This is a genomic window from Neisseria weixii (assembly GCF_042658245.1).
Classification (GTDB): Bacteria; Pseudomonadota; Gammaproteobacteria; order Burkholderiales; family Neisseriaceae; genus Neisseria; species Neisseria weixii.
Genome location: NZ_JBHSPY010000003.1, coordinates 54,718 through 74,367 on the forward strand (window position 1 = coordinate 54,718; position 19,650 = coordinate 74,367).

Annotated in this window: 24 protein-coding genes and 1 pseudogene; 20 read left to right on the forward strand and 5 right to left on the reverse strand. The window is 50.0% G+C overall.

Annotated features, from left to right (window positions below; translation table 11 throughout):
- The first annotated feature begins 139 nt into the window (after positions 1 to 139).
- The 17 genes and pseudogenes from ACFPVS_RS03100 (at position 140) to ACFPVS_RS03180 (ending at position 11,566) form a co-directional block, all read left to right on the forward strand.
- Positions 140 to 1,234, forward strand: coding sequence for an alpha/beta hydrolase (locus ACFPVS_RS03100; protein ID WP_096295482.1), 1,095 nt, complete (start codon positions 140 to 142; stop codon positions 1,232 to 1,234).
- Positions 1,231 to 1,551, forward strand: a complete 321-nt coding sequence (locus ACFPVS_RS03105; RefSeq protein WP_096295481.1) for a nuclear transport factor 2 family protein — start codon at positions 1,231 to 1,233, stop codon at positions 1,549 to 1,551. Before ACFPVS_RS03100 ends, ACFPVS_RS03105 begins: the two co-directional genes overlap by 4 nt.
- A 179-nt stretch (positions 1,552 to 1,730) precedes the next feature.
- Positions 1,731 to 2,171 (forward strand): nuclear transport factor 2 family protein, encoded by a 441-nt coding sequence (locus tag ACFPVS_RS03110; RefSeq protein WP_096295480.1) that lies wholly within the window; start codon positions 1,731 to 1,733, stop codon positions 2,169 to 2,171.
- 240 nt (positions 2,172 to 2,411) lie between these two features.
- Positions 2,412 to 3,263, forward strand: coding sequence for an alpha/beta hydrolase (locus ACFPVS_RS03115; protein WP_378595401.1), 852 nt, complete (start codon positions 2,412 to 2,414; stop codon positions 3,261 to 3,263).
- Between the two features lie 48 nt (positions 3,264 to 3,311).
- A complete protein-coding gene (locus ACFPVS_RS03120; RefSeq protein ID WP_157742751.1) occupies positions 3,312 to 3,464 on the forward strand; it encodes an antibiotic biosynthesis monooxygenase family protein in 153 nt (50 codons plus the stop codon).
- A gap of 38 nt (positions 3,465 to 3,502) precedes the next feature.
- The gene (locus ACFPVS_RS03125; protein WP_158608752.1) at positions 3,503 to 3,643 is read left to right on the forward strand and encodes a hypothetical protein; all 141 of its coding nucleotides are present in this window, start codon (positions 3,503 to 3,505) and stop codon (positions 3,641 to 3,643) included.
- A 179-nt stretch (positions 3,644 to 3,822) separates the two neighbouring features.
- Positions 3,823 to 5,157, forward strand: a complete 1,335-nt coding sequence (locus ACFPVS_RS03130) for an NtaA/DmoA family FMN-dependent monooxygenase (RefSeq protein WP_378595402.1) — start codon at positions 3,823 to 3,825, stop codon at positions 5,155 to 5,157.
- Positions 5,158 to 5,167: 10 nt separating this feature from the next.
- Positions 5,168 to 5,320, forward strand: a pseudogene (locus ACFPVS_RS03135) (SDR family NAD(P)-dependent oxidoreductase); the annotation flags it as partial.
- Between the two features lie 14 nt (positions 5,321 to 5,334).
- Entirely contained in the window at positions 5,335 to 5,673 is a 339-nt protein-coding gene (locus ACFPVS_RS03140) for an SDR family oxidoreductase (protein WP_269768590.1), read from the forward strand.
- A gap of 8 nt (positions 5,674 to 5,681) precedes the next feature.
- A complete protein-coding gene (locus ACFPVS_RS03145) occupies positions 5,682 to 5,936 on the forward strand; it encodes an SDR family oxidoreductase (RefSeq protein WP_269768589.1) in 255 nt (84 codons plus the stop codon).
- 182 nt (positions 5,937 to 6,118) lie between these two features.
- On the forward strand, positions 6,119 to 7,069 hold the full coding sequence (locus ACFPVS_RS03150) for an NAD(P)H-dependent flavin oxidoreductase (RefSeq protein WP_096295479.1): 951 nt from the start codon (positions 6,119 to 6,121) through the stop codon (positions 7,067 to 7,069).
- Positions 7,070 to 7,153: 84 nt separating this feature from the next.
- A complete protein-coding gene (locus ACFPVS_RS03155) occupies positions 7,154 to 7,735 on the forward strand; it encodes a class I SAM-dependent methyltransferase (protein ID WP_096295478.1) in 582 nt (193 codons plus the stop codon).
- A 97-nt stretch (positions 7,736 to 7,832) separates the two neighbouring features.
- Positions 7,833 to 8,588, forward strand: a complete 756-nt coding sequence (locus ACFPVS_RS03160) for an alpha/beta hydrolase (protein ID WP_096295477.1) — start codon at positions 7,833 to 7,835, stop codon at positions 8,586 to 8,588.
- A gap of 105 nt (positions 8,589 to 8,693) precedes the next feature.
- A complete protein-coding gene (locus ACFPVS_RS03165) occupies positions 8,694 to 9,599 on the forward strand; it encodes a DMT family transporter (protein ID WP_096296141.1) in 906 nt (301 codons plus the stop codon).
- Positions 9,596 to 9,952: a SpoIIAA family protein gene (locus ACFPVS_RS03170; RefSeq protein ID WP_096295476.1), complete on the forward strand. Its 357-nt coding sequence runs from the start codon at positions 9,596 to 9,598 to the stop codon at positions 9,950 to 9,952. Before ACFPVS_RS03165 ends, ACFPVS_RS03170 begins: the two co-directional genes overlap by 4 nt.
- A gap of 66 nt (positions 9,953 to 10,018) precedes the next feature.
- Complete coding sequence (locus tag ACFPVS_RS03175; protein ID WP_096295475.1) at positions 10,019 to 10,921, forward strand: aldo/keto reductase; 903 nt, start codon at positions 10,019 to 10,021, stop codon at positions 10,919 to 10,921.
- A gap of 147 nt (positions 10,922 to 11,068) precedes the next feature.
- Complete coding sequence (locus tag ACFPVS_RS03180) at positions 11,069 to 11,566, forward strand: DUF4440 domain-containing protein (RefSeq protein ID WP_198345255.1); 498 nt, start codon at positions 11,069 to 11,071, stop codon at positions 11,564 to 11,566.
- 61 nt (positions 11,567 to 11,627) lie between these two features.
- Here the strand turns inward: ACFPVS_RS03180 and ACFPVS_RS03185 are convergent, their stop codons facing one another.
- The 5 genes from ACFPVS_RS03185 to mnmC1 all read right to left on the reverse strand — a co-directional run bounded on the left by ACFPVS_RS03185 (position 11,628) and on the right by mnmC1 (position 16,737).
- Positions 11,628 to 12,227 (reverse strand): DUF2238 domain-containing protein, encoded by a 600-nt coding sequence (locus tag ACFPVS_RS03185; protein WP_096295474.1) that lies wholly within the window; start codon positions 12,225 to 12,227, stop codon positions 11,628 to 11,630.
- An 88-nt stretch (positions 12,228 to 12,315) separates the two neighbouring features.
- The gene (gene argS, locus ACFPVS_RS03190; RefSeq protein ID WP_096295473.1) at positions 12,316 to 14,034 is read right to left on the reverse strand and encodes an arginine--tRNA ligase; all 1,719 of its coding nucleotides are present in this window, start codon (positions 14,032 to 14,034) and stop codon (positions 12,316 to 12,318) included.
- 200 nt (positions 14,035 to 14,234) lie between these two features.
- Positions 14,235 to 14,372 (reverse strand): excalibur calcium-binding domain-containing protein, encoded by a 138-nt coding sequence (locus tag ACFPVS_RS03195; protein ID WP_233572058.1) that lies wholly within the window; start codon positions 14,370 to 14,372, stop codon positions 14,235 to 14,237.
- A gap of 102 nt (positions 14,373 to 14,474) precedes the next feature.
- Positions 14,475 to 14,894: a cold-shock protein gene (locus ACFPVS_RS03200; RefSeq protein ID WP_096295472.1), complete on the reverse strand. Its 420-nt coding sequence runs from the start codon at positions 14,892 to 14,894 to the stop codon at positions 14,475 to 14,477.
- Positions 14,895 to 15,141: 247 nt separating this feature from the next.
- Positions 15,142 to 16,737, reverse strand: coding sequence for an FAD-dependent 5-carboxymethylaminomethyl-2-thiouridine(34) oxidoreductase MnmC1 (mnmC1, locus tag ACFPVS_RS03205; protein ID WP_378595403.1), 1,596 nt, complete (start codon positions 16,735 to 16,737; stop codon positions 15,142 to 15,144).
- 138 nt (positions 16,738 to 16,875) lie between these two features.
- Between mnmC1 and ACFPVS_RS03210 the strand changes: the two genes are divergently transcribed.
- The 3 genes from ACFPVS_RS03210 to trpB all read left to right on the forward strand — a co-directional run bounded on the left by ACFPVS_RS03210 (position 16,876) and on the right by trpB (position 19,445).
- Positions 16,876 to 17,502, forward strand: coding sequence for a phosphoribosylanthranilate isomerase (locus tag ACFPVS_RS03210; RefSeq protein ID WP_096295471.1), 627 nt, complete (start codon positions 16,876 to 16,878; stop codon positions 17,500 to 17,502).
- A gap of 2 nt (positions 17,503 to 17,504) precedes the next feature.
- Entirely contained in the window at positions 17,505 to 18,098 is a 594-nt protein-coding gene (locus ACFPVS_RS03215; protein ID WP_096295470.1) for a DNA glycosylase, read from the forward strand.
- Between the two features lie 144 nt (positions 18,099 to 18,242).
- Positions 18,243 to 19,445, forward strand: coding sequence for a tryptophan synthase subunit beta (gene trpB, locus ACFPVS_RS03220; protein ID WP_096295469.1), 1,203 nt, complete (start codon positions 18,243 to 18,245; stop codon positions 19,443 to 19,445).
- The last annotated feature ends 205 nt before the right edge of the window (positions 19,446 to 19,650 follow it).

A 19,650-nucleotide genomic window follows, 5' to 3' on the forward strand; every position in this document is an offset into this window, starting at 1 on the left:
ATGGTCAAGTGAGAATTTGGCTTATTATAAGGTATTTTTGAATTAAATTCACAAGTTTATCAAATTTTACCCCCGCTAATAAAAGACAATTGGGTGGTTTATAATAACCCGAATAAAATCGCTAACAGAAGAGTATTTTATGAAAAAATTGATGCTTGCCACCGCCCTTTTTATGGCATTTTTAACCGCTTGTAGTACAGCCCCACAAGGCTTAAACATCGCCAAACAAGGTAGTTTTAGCGTGGGCGGGTCGTATGTACAACATACAGGTACTTTTAAGCCTGAAAACTTCATCGCTCCTGACGGTCAGCGTGCTTATGGCGATTTTGCCTATGTCAAATACCAAACACCTGTCAATGCCAAACGCTATCCTTTGGTTTTTCAGCACGGTGGGGCACAGTCGTCCCGCACTTGGGAGAGTACGGTAGATGGGCGTGAAGGGTTTGATAGCCTGTTTGTGCGTAAGGGATACAGCGTGTACCTTATTGACCAGCCAAGAAGTGGCAAATCCAATCTCTCCACCCAAGCCCTAACCCCCGATACCCCTTGGGCAAGCAACCCGATGTATGGCGATAAAACCTTGTGGGTTTTATCCAGAATGGGGCATTTTGATAAAGACGGCAAGCCTATTGCCAATGCCCAATTCCCACAAGGCGAAATGGCTTATCAAGCCTTTCAGCAGGCATGGACAATCGGCTCAGGACCTTTGGATAATGATTTGAACGCCGATGTTTTGGCAAAACTTGTAAACCAAACCAATGGAGCGGTTTTGGTAACGCATTCTATGGGCGGCACAATCGGCTGGCGTACCGCTTTGCGTAGCGATAAAGTTAAAGCGATTGTGGCATGGGAACCCGGCGGTACGCCATTTCTGTTTCCTGAACATGAAATGCCAAGCGTAACCAAAGCCAAATTTGAAGCATTAAGTGGTTCGGCAATGGGCGTGCCACTAGATGAATTTAAAAAATTAACCCGAATTCCGATTGTACTGTACTATGGCGATTACATCAAGGTTGGTTCAAACAATGTTGGTGAAGACAAATGGGGAACAGAACTTGAAATGGCGAAACAATTTGTTGCTACCGTCAATAAATACGGCGGCGATGCGACACTGGTTCATCTACCCCAAATCGGTATTAAGGGCAATTCACATTTTTTAATGGGCGAAAAAAACAATACTCAATTAGCCGATTTAATGGCGGATTGGCTCAAACAAAAAGGGTTGGATAAATGATAAAACACTTTAGCCTAACAACACTGCTGGGCATATCGGCTTGCACTTATGCCGATACTGACCCATCTGAACAGGCTAACAAGCAAATGGACAAGCAAGCAATAAGCGATGAACAGGTTTTAGCGAACATTTACCGCCAAATCAATCAGGCGATGTTGGATAAAAATACCGAAACGATTGGTAAACTGACTACCAACGACTTTACCCTAACCCATATCACAGGTTACAAACAAAGTAAGTTTGAATGGCTAAACCATATTGAAACAAACAAAATGCAATACCACCAAATAGACGAACAAAGCGTAATGTCCGAATAGATGGCAATACGGCTGATGTGATTGGTCGAGCTTATACTCGTGCAACCATTTGGGGAGCAAACGGTACTTGGAATTTACAGCTACATTATCAAGCAGTCAAAACCAATAATACTTGGCAAATGCAAAATGCAGTTGCCGCCTTGTTTTAACTATTTTCCACTTCAACAACGGAGCAATTTATGAATGTTAATCTCCAAACCGAACGCCAAGCCTTAAAAGACTTGGTAGATACTTTTTCTAATTTGGCGGACGAGAAAAAAGTCGCCGAGCAAATGCCATTATTTACGCCTGATGCTGTGGTGCATACCTATATCGGCGGTAAACTTGTGTTTGAGATGAATGGCACGGACGAGATTGAAAAAGTGTTCACAGAATTTTTAACCCCATTTCACAGCGTGTATCATCTTAACGGTCAGCATACAGTTACGTTTGTTGATGACAGCAATGCGACCGCCATTAACTACTGTTTGGTAAAACTTGTTGAGACCAAAGACGGACAAGAAATCTTGCAAGAACACAGTGTCCGCTATGCTGACACCTATGTCAAGCAAGACGGCAACTGGCGAATTGCCAGACGTATCGCTAATTTTATGATTAGTCAGACGCAGGTCATCGCCTAGTCATTGCCGTCTGAAATTTTCAGACGGCATATTGTTTTCATTTTTAGAAAGCATCTTTCAAATTTTCACTATTCCCCGTTTAATATGCAACCTATAAACTGGTTCAATATCTCAACACACAGGATTGTACATAAAATGCAGCCCCATGTGTTGCCCTGATCCGGAAGGGGTTGCACCCCTTCCGGATAAACCCTGATTCCGCCGCCCTGAAAGGCGGTTTCAACCGGTAAGGAAATTTTGATGAAAACCCTACTTAAAACCACCGCCACCATCCAAAAAATCAAAACCCAAGACGGCTTAAACCTGCATTTGGTTAAAAACCATCCCCAGCAAAAAGCTAAAGCCGTTTTGGTGATTTCACACGGCTTGGCCAGCCACTCCGGCGTATTCGACGGTTTTACCCAACGCATGACCGGCAACGGCATTGCCGTTTACCGTTTCGATGCGCGCGGACACGGCAAATCAGACGGCCGCGACAGTATTCACATCAACAGCTATTTTGAAATGGTCGAAGATTTGCGCCGTGTTGTGGAAAAAGCCAAAGCCGAAAATCCGAATTTACCGGTTTTCGTGATGGGGCACAGTATGGGCGGCCACATCACTGCCTTATACGGCACCAAGTATCCAAAAGGTGCGGACGGTGTGATTTTGGCAGCAGGCGTATTGCGCTACAATCAAATGAACTTCGGCTACCTGCCGCGCCCGGAGCCGGAAGGCAGTTTTGTGAACGGCTTTGAAGCCGCCCATAAGACGCTTAATCTGCCCGTACCCGATACCGGCGCAGGTTTGTCGCTGCCAAACGATCCTTTAATGCTGGAAAAATTCTCGGTATCCTTCCCGAACAGCTTCAAAGAAGGCATTCAATACCTGAAAGACAACAATGACAAATTTGTTGCCCCTGTTTTGCTGGTGAGCGGTGGTGCCGATTTGTATGTGGTGCCGAAAGATGCCATCCAATTCTATGAAGAAACCAATTCAACCGATAAAAGCTTGCGCTTATACAATGGCTTAGGACATTTGCTGATGCTCGAACCCAATGGACAAATCGTTACCAACGACATCGCCGATTGGATCAACTGCCGAGTAAAATAATCCCCCAATCCCACCGCTTGTTGCACTGCAAACGGTGGATTAGGCCGAATGGCAAAACAGCGTGGTTTGATCAACGCCTTTGAAGTGCCAAAAAGCAAAGAAGCCGATGCCTTGCAATCGTGGCAAAAATCCCGTGATTTTTTGCAAACCCAAGACGGCTGCATCAGCACGCAGTTGCACCAAAACCTTGACCAATGGTAAATTTCATCTGGTAGATGTCGCTCGCCGGCGTAGTGCCGATGATTTTAAAAATGGTACCGCCAAAATGCGTGAAGCCCTTGCCTGATAACCAAGTGGAAGGCGTGGTGTTTTATCCGGGTTTGTTTAAAGTGATTGAATCGGAATGCCTTTTGAGCGGAAAATGGGGAAATAAGCGATGAACACCGTCCATAATGGGCGGTGTTCTTGTTTTTCAGCCTTACAAAATTATCTTTCCAAATTCAAAAATAATCCTCTCAGAAATCACCATTCTAATTTAAAAATAAAAAAATATAATAAGCCCATACTTTTTAAACAGAGAAACAAAATGGCTGATTATCTTGATAACACAAATAAAAAGATGAAACTGGCGTTGCAACTGGTGTCGGGCTACGGCGGAGAGTTCCAATCATGGCGACTTGCCGACAGCAACGAGCGTGCCTATACCGACATTGATTTTTATGTGGAAATGGCAAAAACCGCCGAGCAAGGCAAAATTCATACGCTGTTTATCGCTGATACGCCGTCCTTTGGTGGGGCTGGCGGTGGCACGGACATCAGCACCCGCACGCCTGCTTTTCCGCTTGAACCAATGGTCATGCTCTCGGCGGTAGCCTATGCCACGCAAAAAATAGGTTTGGTGGCAACTTATTCCACCACTTACAATTTACCCTACAATTTGGCACGCCAACTCAAAACACTGGACACATTAAGCGGCGGGCGTGTCGGCTGGAATGCGGTTACCACAGGCACACGCGAGACCGCCTACAATTTTGGCAACAAACCTTTGCCTGACACTGCCACACGCTACGAAATGGCGCACGAAATGGTGGAAGCGGTGCAAACCTTGTGGGGTACATTTGGTGAACACGCTTACATTGCCGACAAGCAAACAGGGCAATTTGCCGATATGAGCCAAATTAAGCCTGCCAATTACAAAGGCAAGCATTATCAAGTCAAAGGGGCATTGCCCATTCCTGCCACACCACAAGGGCAACCGCCGGTTTTTCAGGCAGGCTCAAGCCCAGAAGGGATTGAGCTGGCAGGGCGTTTTGCCAGTGGCGTGTATGCCAATCCGTTTTCCATTGATGAAGCCCGTGCCTACCGCAATGTTATTAAACAAAGTGCCATACAGCATGGTAGAAACGCCGATGACATCAATATGTTTAGCGGGTTTATGTTCACGATTGGCGATACGTACGAAGAAGCGTTGGCTCGCCGGATGCAGCTCATTGATTTTATGAGTGATGATGAATTTTATGGGCAAATCCGCTATTTGTCGGCGATGATCGGCGTGAATTTGCACGGTTTGGATGTCAATGAACCGTTGCCAAAATCCCTGCAAAATCAGGCGACACCTCACCCACACGACCCCCGTTCGCCACGAGCGGTGGAGCTCATCAAGCAAGGAATGTCGCCCAAAGAAGCCCTTGCCAATGGCGTGATTAATTATCATCCTGTGGTGGTTGGTACGGCAAAAGATGTGGCGGATTTTATGGAAAAATGGTTTAAAGCAGGGGCGACAGACGGCTTTTCGCTTGCCCCCGACAGCCAAAAAGGCGTGCAAGATTTTGTGGAAAAAGTCGTGCCGATTTTACAGGAGCGTGGGATTTATCATACTGATTATGAAGGCTCAACCTTGCGAGAGCATTTGGGCGTGCCGTATCAGTATGGCTTAATTGAATCAACCAACTAAGGAGATGAATATGGGAAGATTAGCCAATAAAGCCGCCATTATTACCGGCGCCGCCAGCGGCATGGGCGAGACGACCGCCCGGGTGTTTGCCCGTGAAGGTGCGACCGTGATTATTACCGATGTGCAAGAGCAGGCGATTAAAGATTTGGTTGCCGACATTCAAGGAGAATATGGCATGTGGCGTTGGGTATTGTCCACGACATCGCAGACGAGCAGTCTTGGACAAACGTTACCCAAGAAGTTGTGGCTAAATTCGGCAAAATTGATATTTTGGCCAATAACGCCGCCATTGGCGGAAAAGACTGGAAATACGAAAATGCATCTTTGGAGGAATGGCAAAAAGTGATGAAAGACAATGCCGAAGGGGCGTTTTTGGGGATTTGTGCCGTTGTGCCTTATATGAAGAAAAACGACATCAGCGCGATTGTCAATATCAACACGCTGGGCGTACACGTGGCAGCGAAGGCATTGCCGGCATTCCGTATTCGGCGTCCAAAGGGGCGGTTGATGCCTTGACCCGTGCCATGGCTTTACGTCTTGGCAAATACAATATCCGTGTCAATTCAGTATCGCCCGGCCCGATTTTGACCCCTATGGCCAAGCAGTATTCCGGCGATGAAAAATTGGCAGAAATCGCCAGCTTCAACCCGCTTGGACGCATGGGCGACCCGCTCGATGTGGCACATACCACGCTGTTTTTGGCAAGCGATGAAGTCAAATTCATCACAGGGGCTGAGATTTTGGTGGACGGCGGCTTTAAGATTCATAAGCCTTTGTAAGACATTTGAATCAGCCTGTTCTCAATCGAGAAGTAAAAACATGCCGTCTGAAATTTTTCAGACGGCATGTTTATGATTTAAGGTTTCCAATAATGAAAATTATATTTCGATTTATCGCTATTCTTATTTTTATTTTAGAAATATAAAATACACCCATCCTAATCAAGAAACGAGAAAATATCATGCAAAACCGCATTACCGAAATCCTGAATATCAAACACCCAATCGTGCAAGCGCCGATGTCTTGGCTGACCGACGCGCGCTTGGTGGCGGCAGTGGCTGAAGCCGGCGGTTTGGGTTTTTTGGCGCCACACGCAGGGCAGACCACGAATCCGACTTCCAATGAAGACGTGATTGAGCGTATGCGCAATGAGATTCGCAAAGTGAAAGCGCTGACAGACAAGCCGTTTGGCGTGCCGTTTATTGTGTCTTACGATTTTTCCCTGATTCCACATATGGTGGATTTGTTTATTGAAGAGCGTGTACCTGTGGTGCTGGATAATGGCGCACTTGACCCAGAGATTTACGCCAAATTCAAACAGGCCGGCATCAAAATCATTTGCCGTTTGCCGAATCCGAATTTACCCGATGCTTTGAAAGCGCAGGAATTGGGCGCGGACATTTTGGTGTTGACCGGTTTTGATGAAGGCGGCACCTTGCCGGTGAAAGAAATAGGCAGTTTTTCCGTATTGGCCGAATTTGTCGGTAAAGTCGATTTGCCGATGATGTTGGCGGGCGGCATTGCCGATAAACGCAGCGTGCAGGCGGCTTATACCTTAGGTGCAGAAGGCGTGTGGATTGGCACGGCTTTTATCGCCACCGAAGAATGCCGCGCCAGCGAAAAAGTGAAAGATTGGATTGTGGACTCAAGCGCCAATGATTTATTGCTGTTCCGCACCGAGCCTTATTACTATCGCTCGCTGCCGACCGAATTGGCCAAACAATGTTTTGAATTGAGCGAAAGCGGTGCGCCGCGCAGCGAAATCGCCAAACTGATGAACGCCGGCACAGGCATGCGTTTAGGCATGCTGGAAGGCAATTTTGAACACGGCTATGTGTCGGTGGGCAACGGCATTTCCGCCATCGATAAAATCAAAACCGTGCAGGAAATGATTGATGGATTAATCAACTGAAATGCTTAAATCGAGGCCGTCTGAAAGTGATTTTTCAGACGGCCTTTTGCGTTAAAATACGCTTTTTCCGATGGAAAGAGTGTTATGAACAAATGGGACGAATGCTACGCTGCCGACGAATTTATTTTCGGCACCGAACCGCATGAGTTTATCCGCCGCATTCAGCCACATTTGCCCAAAACAGGGCGTGCATTGGATTTGGCGACCGGCGAAGGGCGCAACGGTGTGTTTCTGGCGCAGCAGGGTTTGCAGGCGGAAGGGGTGGATTTGTCAGAGGTGGGCATTGCCAAGGCGCAAAAGTTGGCGGCGTTGAAAAGCGTAGAGTTTGCCGCACGTGTCGCCGATGTTGCCCGGATGGCGATGCCGTCTGAAACCTATGCGCTGATTAGTTCGGTCAATTGCCATTTTGCCGAACCGGTGCGCAGCCGAGTGGCGCAGAACATTGTTAAGGCACTGGTTTCAGACGGCCTGTTTGCCGGTGTATTTTTCCATCCTGAGCAGGCGGCATTGGATAAAGGGCCGAGCGACATCAACATGCTGGCTGATTTGCCCACGATTCAGACGGCCTTCCGCGGCTTGGATTGGTTGATTGCCGAACATTATCGCACCGGCGAAGGCAATGATGCCAAATCGGTGATTTATTTATTGGGACGAAAGGCCGTCTGAAAATAAAGTATTCTACTTTCAGACGACCCCAGTCTTTTATCTGCAAGCCGACAGCGTTATCATACTGATCATTACGAATTAAATGACGTAAATTGATATGGAAAAACTATTCGACATCAACGAGCGCGGTTACAGTGTGCGTTGCAAATTATTTTACGAAAAAGATCTGCATGCGGTGGAAAACGTGGTAATTGTCATGCATGGTTTCGGCAGCAGCAAAGACGGCCGCTCGACGGTGAAATTCGGCGAACGCTTGATGGCCAAGTATCACCATTATGCCGCGTTGGCGTTCGACTGGCCTTGTCATGGGGCGGATGCACGTAAAAAATTGCTGTTAGATGAGTGCCTTGCTTATTTGGCTTTGGTGGTTGAGTATGCGCAAAAACATCTTGGCGCCAAGCGCGTTTATGCGTATGCCAACAGTTTCGGCGGCTATCTCACGCTGAATTACATCGCGCAAAACGGTAATCCGTTTCACAAAGTGGCGTTGCGCGCGCCGGCGATTCAAATGTACCAGACCCTACTGGACAATATGTCGGCAGACGAGCGCAGCAAGGTGGAGAAAGGTAAGGAAGTGTTGCTCGGCTTTGAGCGCAAAATGAAAATCAGCAAGGATTTTTTGGATGCTTTGCAGGCGGCGGATGTGATGCGGCATGATTATTTGGATGACGCGGATGATCTGTTGATACTGCACGGTACGGCAGACGAGATGATCGGCATCGGTGTGTCGAAAACCTTTGCTGAAAACAATGTGGTCGAACTGATTGCAGTGGAAGGCGCAGACCATCCGTTTTCCCAACCCAAACACATGGACGTGGCGATTCAGAAGATTATCGGATTTTTCGCGGATTAAGGCCGTCTGAACGCCGAATTATTTTTTGCTTATGCCATTGAGCCGCATATTTTCAGACGGCCTTTGTTATAATATTAACTGATTAATTTTTTGAACTCTGTCAACATGACCGAAAGCAACAAAGACCTGCTCGGCTCCGCTTGGATTATTGTGGCCGCAGTGGGTTTTACCATTATGAACCTGTGCATCAAAGCGGCTTCGCAGGAATTTGGTTTGAACAGCGGCGAGCTGGTGTTTTGGCGCATGAGTTTTGCCGCGCTGGTGTTGGGCTTGATGGCCAAAATGCGCGGTGAGAAATTCGGCTCGCCGCATTGGAAGCTGCATCTCAACCGCAGCGTGGTCGGCACCTTGGCGATGTTGTGCCTGTTTTATGCGGTGATGCATTTGCCGCTGGCCACGGGCGTAACGCTGGGCTATACCTCGTCGATTTTTTTGGCGGTGTTTTCTTTATTGGTGTTGAAAGAACACATCGCTCTGTATACGCAGGCGGTATTGGTATTGGGCTTTATCGGCGTTGTGGTGTTGCTGAACCCGTCGTTTGAGAGAGGTCAGGTGTTTCCGGCGCTGATTGGTTTGGCCGGCGGCGCGATGTCGGGCTGGGCGTATATGCAGGTGCGCGAGTTGTCACTTCTGGGCGAACCGGGTTGGCGCGTGGTGTTTTTCCTGTCGGTTACCGGCATGGCCGTGTCGGCGGTGTGGGCAAGTCTTTCCGGCTGGCATGCTTTGTCGTGGGGCAGTGCGCCTTATTTGCTGGGCATTGGTGTCAGTGCGACGGTGGCGCAGTTGTGTATGACTCATGCTTATAAAGTGGGTAACAAATTTACCGTGGCCTCGTTGTCATATCTGACAGTGGTGTTTGCTGCTTTGTCCGGTATGTGGTTATTAGGCGATAAAATCACTTGGCAGGAAGTGCTCGGTATGATTATTATTGTGGCTAGTGGTGTATTAAGCGGTATTAAGCCGGTTTGGATTAAGCGGCTTTTTTCAAATAAAACGAGGAGCAAAACATGATTTCTATCCGCGAGCAGTCTTACGGCCTGAATGTGGCCTTATACAACGAATTTACCTTGGATGATTTCCGCGAGTTGGAGCAGGCTTTGCTTAACTGCAAACAAAAAATCCGCCTGCCCGATATGCTCTTGGATATGACGCTTTTGAAAGATTTCACCATTGATATGGCGGTGGAGCAGATTAAGTTTTTAAACGAACATGAAGACGATTTCGGCCGCGTGGCGGTGGTGACCGACGATATTTGGATTAAGCTCGGCGCGCGTTTATCCAGTCTGATTACCAACCAGCATCCGAAATATTTTGACGATGTGGCTGAAGCACAAGCCTGGCTCTTGGAGCGTAATTCGAAATAATAATCTCAAGGCCGTCTGAATATGATTCAGACGGCCTTTCTCTTTACAAAACATAAAGGAACGGATATGCATTACTATACCATTAACCAAGATTTAAGCATGAGCCGTTTGGTGCATGGCTATTGGCGTGCGCATGAATGGCAATTAGATGCGCAAGGCTATGTGAAGCTGATTCATGAGGTGTTGGATTTAGGTATTAATACTTTCGACCATGCCGCGTGTTACGGTGGTTTCATCAATGAAGGGCAGTTTGGTGGGGCGTTGAAATTAGAAAAAAGCCTGCGCGATCAAATGACGATTGTGAGCAAATGCGGTATTTCATTCCCCAACGAAGCGATGCCGCACATGAAAAGCAAACACTACGACAACAGCGCCGAACACATTATCTGGTCGGCCGAGCGTTCCGTAAAAGAATTGAATTGCGGCCATCTCGATTTATTGCTGATGCATCGCCCGTCGCCGTGCCTGAATCCTGAAGAAGTGGCGGCCGCGTTTGATAATCTGCATTCGCGCGGCTTGGTACGCTATTTTGGTGTATCGAACTATTCTGCCCAAAAATTCAATATGTTGCAATCGTATGTCAACCAAACTTTGGCTACCAACCAAATCGAGGTTTCTCCTTTGCATATTGCGCCATTTGAAGACGGCAGCTTGGATTATCTCTTGGAAAAACGCGTCAAACCGATGGCATGGTCACCTTTGGCCGGCGGTGCATTGTTTGATGATGGCGATGAACGAAGCCAACGCGTTGCGCGAGCTTTGTTGCAGGCAGGCGAAGCCTACAACGAAACCCGCATCGACACGCTGGCCTATGCTTGGTTGCTTAACCATCCGAGCGGCATGATGCCGATTGTGGGTTCAGGAAAAATCGAGCGTGTGAAAAATGCGGCCGATGCCCTTACCATCCGCTTCAGCGAAGAAGCATGGATTAACGTATATTCAGCTGCTTTGGGGCATGAAGTGCCGTAAATATTCAAGATGAATAGACCATGTGAATAATACGGTCGGGCGGATTTTTTTACTGCAAATCAAAAACCTATGTTATGATTAGAGTAGATGTACTAATCGTCATGACAGACATCGCCATTTATCACCAGTAAATCATAGGAGCAACTTATGCTGCAAAAATCCACCATTTTGATGGCCGTATCTGCTGCTTTGGCGTTGAGCGCTTGTGCCGCCCCACACAAACACGACAAAGCGCACAAACACCACCAAGGCGAACGCGCCTGCAAAAAGACCAGCGAAGCAGAAATCGTTGCCTTATTTGAACGCTGGAATGATGCCTTGAAAACCGGTGACGAGAAAAAAGTGGTGGCCAACTACGCACCTAAATCGATTTTGCTGCCAACCGTATCCAACACGCCGCGTTTGACTGCTGCCGAGAAAGAAGATTATTTCGTACATTGGCTGCCGAACCGCCCGTCAGGTGTGATCAACAGCCGCCAAATCCAAATCGGCTGCAATACCGCGTTTGACGCCGGCATCTATACCTTCACCTACGCCAACGGCAAAAAAGTGCCTGCACGCTATACCTTCACCTACAAATGGGACGGCCAAAACTGGCTCATCACCAGCCACCATTCTTCAGGCATGCCGGAAGCGGTGAAATAAGTTTGATTTAAGATAAAAGGCCGTCTGAAACATTTTTATTCAGACGGCCTCTAAAATTTAGTTATTTCAACGCATTTGTTTTAAAATGATTTTTCCAAAGCAAGCAAGCCAACATCACACAAGCGCCGATGCCGCACCACATCATATCGGCCTGCGTATCCCACTCATAGCCTTGCGTGCCTAAAAATGCTTCCGCGCTTTGGCCGCCCAAGACTGCTGCCAGCCATTCAATCAATTCATATACCGCGCTAATGGCCATGCACACGCAAAAGCTGAGAAAAACCAACCATTTCCGGCTGGTGACTACTTGGTTTCGCCATAAAATTTCTGCTGCGATGACTGCCGGTGAAAAGCCCTGCATAAAGTGGCCGAGTTTGTCGTAATTGTTGCGCTCCCAGCCCATCGGTTCTTTCAGCCAGTCAAACAGCGGCACCTCGGCATAAGTGTAGTGCCCGCCGACAATCAATACCACTGCGTGAAACGTCATCACCCAATAGGCAAAATCGCTGAGGCGGAAGCGGCGGTAAGTGGCCAGCAGCAAAACCGCGCCGATAACGGCCGGAGATACTTCCAAGCCCCAAGTCGGGTAGTCTTTCGGGTTGATGCCCGACCAAATTAGGGCAGCGCTGACTATTGCCAGCATCAGATGATAACGGTTCATAAGTATCTTAAAAGAAATAAAGTGGCATAATAGCAAAAAGGCCGTCTGAAAAATACCTTTTCAGACGGCCTTAATTGCATGACGCTGCTTACATCACATCCAGCGTTTCAATACCGAGTAAATCCAAACCTTGTTTGAGCGTGTTGCCGGTGAGTTTGGTCAACTGCAAACGCGTGTTGCGCGCCTGACCTTCGGCTTTCAGAATCGGGCAGGCTTCGTAGAAGCGTGAGAACAATGTTGCCACTTGGTAAAGATAGGCGGCCAAGTAGTGCGGGTGGCTGCTCTCGGCGGTGCTACGCAATACGTCTTCAAATTTCAGCAATTCCAGCGCCAGTTGTTTTTCCAAAGGCTCGGTCAAGGCCGGAGGGGCGGCCGCATCCCAATCGCCGGCTTTTTTAAACACGCTTTGCACGCGGGTGTAGGCGTATTGCAGGTAAGGCGCGGTGTTGCCTTCAAAGCCCAACATCGCATCCCAATCGAACACATAATCGCTGGTGCGGTTTTTGCTCAAGTCGGCGTATTTTACAGCGCCGATGCCGACGGTTTGGCCGATTTGATCCACTTCTTCCGCGCTCAAATCAGGGTTTTTGCTTCGCACCAACTCAGTGGCGCGCTCGACCGCTTCATCGAGCAAATCCACCAGCTTCACCGTGTCGCCCGAACGGGTTTTGAACGGTTTGCCGTCCTTGCCCATCATGGTGCCGAAGCCGATGAATTCCGCTTCTACGTTTGGCGTCAGGTAGCCGGCTTTGCGCGAAGTGGTGAAAAGTTGTTCAAAATGCAAACCTTGGCGGTGGTCAACGATATACAGCAAGCGCTCGCCTTTCAGGCGGCCGACACGGTAGCGCATACAAGCCAAGTCGGTGGAGGCATACAAAAAGCCGCCGCCTTGTTTTTGCACGATAAACGCGGCCGGTTCGCCTTCTTTGTTTTTGAATTCTTCCAAAAACACCACTTTCGCACCGTCATCTTCAACCGCCAAACCTTGCGCCACCAAGTCATCGACCACCGGCTGCAAATCGTCGTTGTAAATCGATTCGCCCGCCACGTCTTCAGGGCGCAGCTTCAAGCCCAGCGTGTCGTAAACGGCTTGCGCGTGGCTTAAGGAAATCTCGACAAACTGCTTCCACAAGGCTGATACGGTTTCATCGCCGCCTTGCAGTTTCACCACATATTCGCGGGCTGTGTCGGCAAATTCCGGGCTTTCGTCAAAGCGCACTTTGGCGGCGCGGTAGAATTGTTCCAAATCGGCAAGCTCAAACGCAGCATTGTCTTTTTGCTGCTCCACCATGTAGGCCACCAGCATGCCGAATTGCGTGCCCCAGTCGCCGACGTGGTTTTGGCGGATAACTTTGTCGCCCAAAAATTCCAATACGCGCGAAATGCTGTCGCCGATGATGCTGGAACGCAAATGGCCGACGTGCATTTCTTTGGCCAAGTTCGGTGAAGAATAGTCGATAACCACGGTTTTCGGCTCGGCATTTTCAGCCACGCCCAAGCGGGTGCCGTTTAAAGCCATCTGAATGTTTTGTGCCAAAAAGTCAGCATGTAAACGCAGGTTGATAAAGCCGGGGCCGGCCACTTCGGCAGATTCGATAACGGCATTACCGGCCAGCGCGTCGGCCACTTTTTGCGCCAGTTCGCGCGGATTTTGCTTGGCCTGTTTGGCCGCACCCATCACGCCGTTGATTTGGAAATCGCCGAAGTCGGCATTTTTGGCCGGTTGCAACACAACAGGCGCACCGGCAATACCGGCGGCGGCGAAAGCGGCTTCGGCTTCACGCGCTACGGTTTGGTGTAAATTCATGGTGTTTCAGTCTCTTAAATAAATGCAAATCATGCGGTCATTTGTTCAGGCGGTATTTTAAGGGAAACCGGCGTTTTAAGACAGCATAAAGGCCGTCTGAAAGGATTATTTTTTCAGACGGCCTTTAATAGGTATATTGAGAATTGTGAAAATCGCCATCTTTGGCACATTTCTTCGTTATGCGTTGTGTTTGCTTCGAGCTATGTCCGAATCAGGGTTTGAAAGGCTTCAGGCCACCGGCGGCTGTCGTCTTGGCACGGAATGCCATCGTTGTCACCGTCCATTTTGGTGTCCGGGCAATGGCGGATAAAGAATTCGGCTTCTTCACGCGAACTCATCTGCGCACACTATTGCTGCCCGTCGCAGCTGAATTGGGCTGACGGCTTGGATGAAGCAGGCGGTTTGACGGCATGATTCCATGCTTTGCGTTCGGCTTCCATTTACGCAGCAATGGTGGCAACCATAGAATCGGACTGCTTGGTAGTGTGAACCGTTTGCGCGCGGTGGTTTTGCCAAACCTGCCAGCCGTACCAAGCGCCGCCAAGTAGCGCCGCAACTAATAAAATCGCCAGCAACACACCGCCTGCACGCGAAGGGCAGCCTTGCTTGCGGTAGGCTGCATAAAATGATGATTCGGCCTCATCGTCAAAGTCATCGGCAAAGCGCACATCTTGGGCTTCGCTGCGGCCTTGGCGGCCTTTGGCGAGATAAAAGGAAACCCGCTGGCCTTCAAAAGGGCCATCGGGGTTGCCGTTGAATGCGGAAAGCGCGACAAATATTTCGTTTTCGGTGCTTTCTTCACGTATTGCACCGAAGCGGCGGCTTTCGTTCCAACGGACAATAGTACCGTAATAACGCATAATTTTTTAAGATATGAATAATTACTTGGAATATTTTAAATCAATCTGCCCGATAATGTGATGTTTAGTTGTCAGATTTTCATTCAGACCTGATTTTATGCGTAAAGGTTTCCAAGGCCGTCTGAAAAATATTGATTTTTAGAAAAAATCACTGATTTGTTATGATTTTTTTGTTCATAGTGTCAAACGTAAGTATCTGGCGGGTAAATTGCGGGATGGAGGCAGATGGGGTGCCGACGGCTTATCTTCACAACAGCGGCTGATGGCGCATAATTGCCCGAATCACGGCGCGGTTGGGATGCAGCGCGGCTTTCAGGCGTGGCGGCAAAGGTTGGGGCAGGTTTAAGATTTCCGCGGCCAGCGATGCGGCGCAAATCGGCGCAGTCGCTAAACCGCGCGTGCCGTGGGCGGTGTTGAGCCAGACATTGGGCAGGTAAGGGCAGGGGGCGTTGAGGCGGTAATGTTTGTCCAAAGCCAGTTTGGCGTACACGTCCTGCATGGCGGCAATGTCGCCCACCGCGCCGACCATCGGCAAATGATCCAGACTGTCGCAGCGTAAAGCCGCGTGGCCGCCGGCTTCAGCCAAGGGATTGAGGCCGTCTGAAAACAGCGAATCAGCCAAAACCGGATGTAAATCATGCAAGGCAGCACGGTTTACCGATTCTTCGTGTTGATGCCACGCTTCATCGCTGCTGTTTAGAACAAACGTCGCGCCGTAGCAGTGTTGCCCCTGCCAGCTCGGGCTGACGTAGCATTCGCCTGATAAGGCACAACGCAGCCTGGCCGAAAACGCGCTTGCTTTGGCGACGCCGGTTTGGCCGCGGATTTGGCGGAACGGCAGTTTGGAAACGTTGCGCTCGGGCGCGTTAGGGCTGTGGGCGCCCATACAGTAAATCAGGTGTTGTGCGGTGAAATTACCTTGTGTGGTGTGCGCCGTCCAAGCCGTGCCGTCAAATTCCGCCGAAAGCAGCGGTGCGTGTTCGTGCACGTCAATCAAGGGATGTTCCAATAAAGCGCGCACCAAAGCGGGCGGATTGAGCCACACGCCGTGCGGCCAATAGAGGCCGTCTGAACCGACATCCATGCCTGCGAGTTCCTCCGCTTCTTGTTGGGAAACGGAGCGGTATAAATGCGCATGATGGCGCTGCAAACCCAATGCCTGATTGCGCTTGCGCTCGGCTTCATTAAAATTGACGTGCAACACGCCATCGCCGCCCCAAGCGTGTTGTTCGGGCAGCAAATCGGCCAACAGCCGCCTCGTGTAGCCATAGCCTGCCAGCAGCAATTCGGTTTGCTCGGTCGGGTGCGGCGAGATTTTGGCATACAGCAAACCTTGGCGGTTGCCCGAACCGCCATTGGCAATATGTTTGGCTTCAAGCACGGTTACGCGCACGCCGTGTTCGGCCAATTCCCGCGCGGTGGCTGCTCCGGCTATGCCCGCACCGATGACGATGGCGCCGGTGGGTTTGGCTTGGTTCTCAATCGGGCTGAACCAGGGTTTGACAGCGGTTTCGCGTTGCGTGACGGGGGCGGTCTGCCATTGCAAGGCGTGCGGAAAATGCGTTTGAATATCGGCAGCATGTTCAGACGGCACCAGCCACAAATGCACATCGGGCAACACATTCGCCAGCACATTCACGGCATTGAATTGCAGGCAGCCGATTTTGCGCGCAATGGCTCCGGCTAAAGTCTGCTCTAAGGCGCAAGGGTTTTCAGACGGCCTGAATAGCGGCATTTCCCGCGCAGGCAGGCACACCGCCCAATAAAGCGGTTTAGCATGGCTCTCGAGCGTGCGCACGAGTTCGGTAAGACTGGGAATGCCGTTCCAAGCAAGGTAATTCATGATGAGGCCGTCTGAATAAAAAGCGTATTGTAATGCGGAAATACGTTTTGTTGATTGCGCTGCCGCAAAACCGCTTATTTTTCAGACGGCCTTTGCTTTATAATAGGCCGTCTGAAAAGCTGAACCTAAGGAACACGCATGACCCGAATCCGAACCAAGATCTGCGGTTTTACCCGCCCCGAAGATGCCCGCGCTGCCGCGCAGTTGGGCGTCGATGCGGTCGGATTGGTGTTTTTCGCCAAGAGCAAACGCGCGGTCAATATCCAACAGGCGCAAAAGATTGTAGCCGCGCTGCCGCCGTTTGTGACCGTGGTGGCGTTGTTTGTCAATGAAACAGCCGGGCAGATCCGCGAAACGCTGCGCCAAGTGCCGATTGATGCGATTCAGTTTCACGGCGATGAAGACGATGAATTCTGCCGCCGGTTTGACCGCCCTTATTTGAAAGCCGTGCGCGTGCAAAGCGCGGTAGACATTCAGACGGCCTCAAGCAAATTTCCCCATGCCCGCGCGGTGTTGTTTGACGCCTATCACCCCGACGAATATGGCGGCACGGGTTTGCAGTTCGACTGGAAGCTGCTTGCCGGTTACCGCGACAAACCGTGGGTGTTGGCAGGTGGTTTGAACGCCGGCAATGTGGCCGAAGCGGTTCGGATCAGCGGCGCGGCGGCGGTGGATGTGTCCGGCGGAGTGGAAAGCAGCGGCGGTATTAAAAATGCGGAAAAAATGGCGGCATTTTTGCAAGCCGTGATACAAGCGGATGCGTAGCGATGAACGGCAAGCCTATTGTTGAAACCCATCCTTTTGCGCCGATTCTGCCACCCAATGCGACGGTGATGATGATGGGCACGTTTCCGCCCAAAGAAGACAAACGTGCCATGCAGTTTCATTATCCGAATTTTCAAAACGATATGTGGCGCATTTACGGCGAGGTGTTTTTCGGCGACAAAACGCATTTTCAAAGGCCGGCTGAAAAAGCCTTTGATAGGGAAAAGATTATTGCTTTTTTACATGAGCGCGGCATTGCATCTTGTCCGACGGTGTGGAAAGCTGTGCGCGGACAGGACAACGCTTCGGATAAGTTTTTGAAAGTGGTCGAAGCGGTGGATTTGGCCGCGGTGCTGCACAAGCTGCCGCATTGCAGGCATTTGTTTACTACCGGCGGCAAAGCCACGGAAGTGCTGCTCGGTCTGCTGCCCGAGAAAACCGAACTGCCGAAAACGGGCGAAACCATTGATTATGTTTATCAAGGCCGCGCCCTAACGCTCACGCGGCTGCCGTCCACTTCGCGCGCGTATCCTTTGGGTTTTGACAAGAAAACGGCGGCGTATCGGGCGTTTTTTGAGTTTGCCGGATTGTTATAGGCCGTCTGAAAACAAGGATTTTTGCAGGCGGATAAGCGCGTTCGCACGAAAAATATGTGTATAATCGGCATTCATTAAAGTTATTGTTTTCAGACGGCCCGGAAATAAATCAGGCCGTCTGAAACCCCACAAAGGAATTCATTCATGCAAAATTATCAAGCACCCGACCAACAGGGATTTTTCGGCGAACACGGCGGCCTGTATGTATCAGAAACGCTGATTCCCGCTCTGGAAGAATTGAAACAGGCTTACGCCGAAGCGAAGCAGGATCCTGCATTTTGGGCGGCATTCGAGCATGATTTGAAACATTATGCCGGCCGCCCGAGCCCCGTTTATCATGCCGAACGTTTGAGCAAACATTTGGGCGGCGCGCAGATTTGGTTGAAACGTGAAGACTTAAACCACACCGGTGCGCACAAAGTGAACAACACCATCGGTCAGGCTTTGTTGGCCAAACGCATGGGCAAAAAGCGCGTGATTGCGGAAACCGGCGCGGGGCAGCACGGCGTGGCTTCGGCCACCGTGGCGGCGCGTTTCGGCATGACTTGCGATGTGTATATGGGTGCCGATGATATTCAGCGCCAAATGCCCAACGTATTCCGCATGAAATTATTGGGTGCCAACGTGGTGGGTGTGGAAAGCGGCAGCCGCACGCTGAAAGACGCGATGAATGAAGCCATGCGCGAATGGGTGGCACGCGTGGGCGACACTTTCTACATCATCGGCACCGCCGCCGGTCCTGCACCTTATCCTGAAATGGTGCGCGATTTCCAATGCGTTATCGGCAACGAAGCAAAAAAACAAATGCAGGAAGCCATCGGCCGCCAACCTGATGTGGCGGTGGCCTGCGTGGGCGGCGGCTCGAATGCGATTGGTTTGTTCCACCCTTATATCGGAGAAGAAAACGTGCGCTTGGTCGGCGTGGAAGCGGGTGGCCGCGGCGTGGATACGCCGCAACACGCCGCGCCGATTACTTCACGCGCGCCGATTGGCGTGTTGCACGGCTTCCGCAGCTATTTGATGCAGGATGAAGACGGCCAAGTGTTGGGCACGCATTCGGTATCCGCCGGATTGGATTACCCGGGGATTGGTCCTGAACACAGCCACCTGCACGACATCGGCCGTGTGGAATATACCGTGGCCAATGACGAAGCGGCTCTAAACGCGTTTGATTTGTTGTGTCGATTTGAAGGTATTATTCCGGCTTTGGAATCCTGCCATGCTTTGGCTTGGGCAGTAGAAAATGCACCAAAAATGGATAAAAGCCAAGTGATTCTGGTGAACTTGTCCGGACGTGGCGACAAAGACATCAACACCGTGGCAAAGCTCAAAGGGATTGAGCTGTAAGATAAAATAAAAGGCCGTCTGAAAAAAGAGCAGGAATAACTGCTCTTTTTTCATTTGCCATATGTTTCAACACACAGGGCTGCACATAAAGCGCAGCCCTGTGTGTTGCCCTGATTCGGAAGGGTTGCACCTCTTCCGGATAACTCCCGATTCTGCCGTCCTGAAGGGCGGGGTTTCAACCGGCAAGGAAGTTTTTGATGAAACT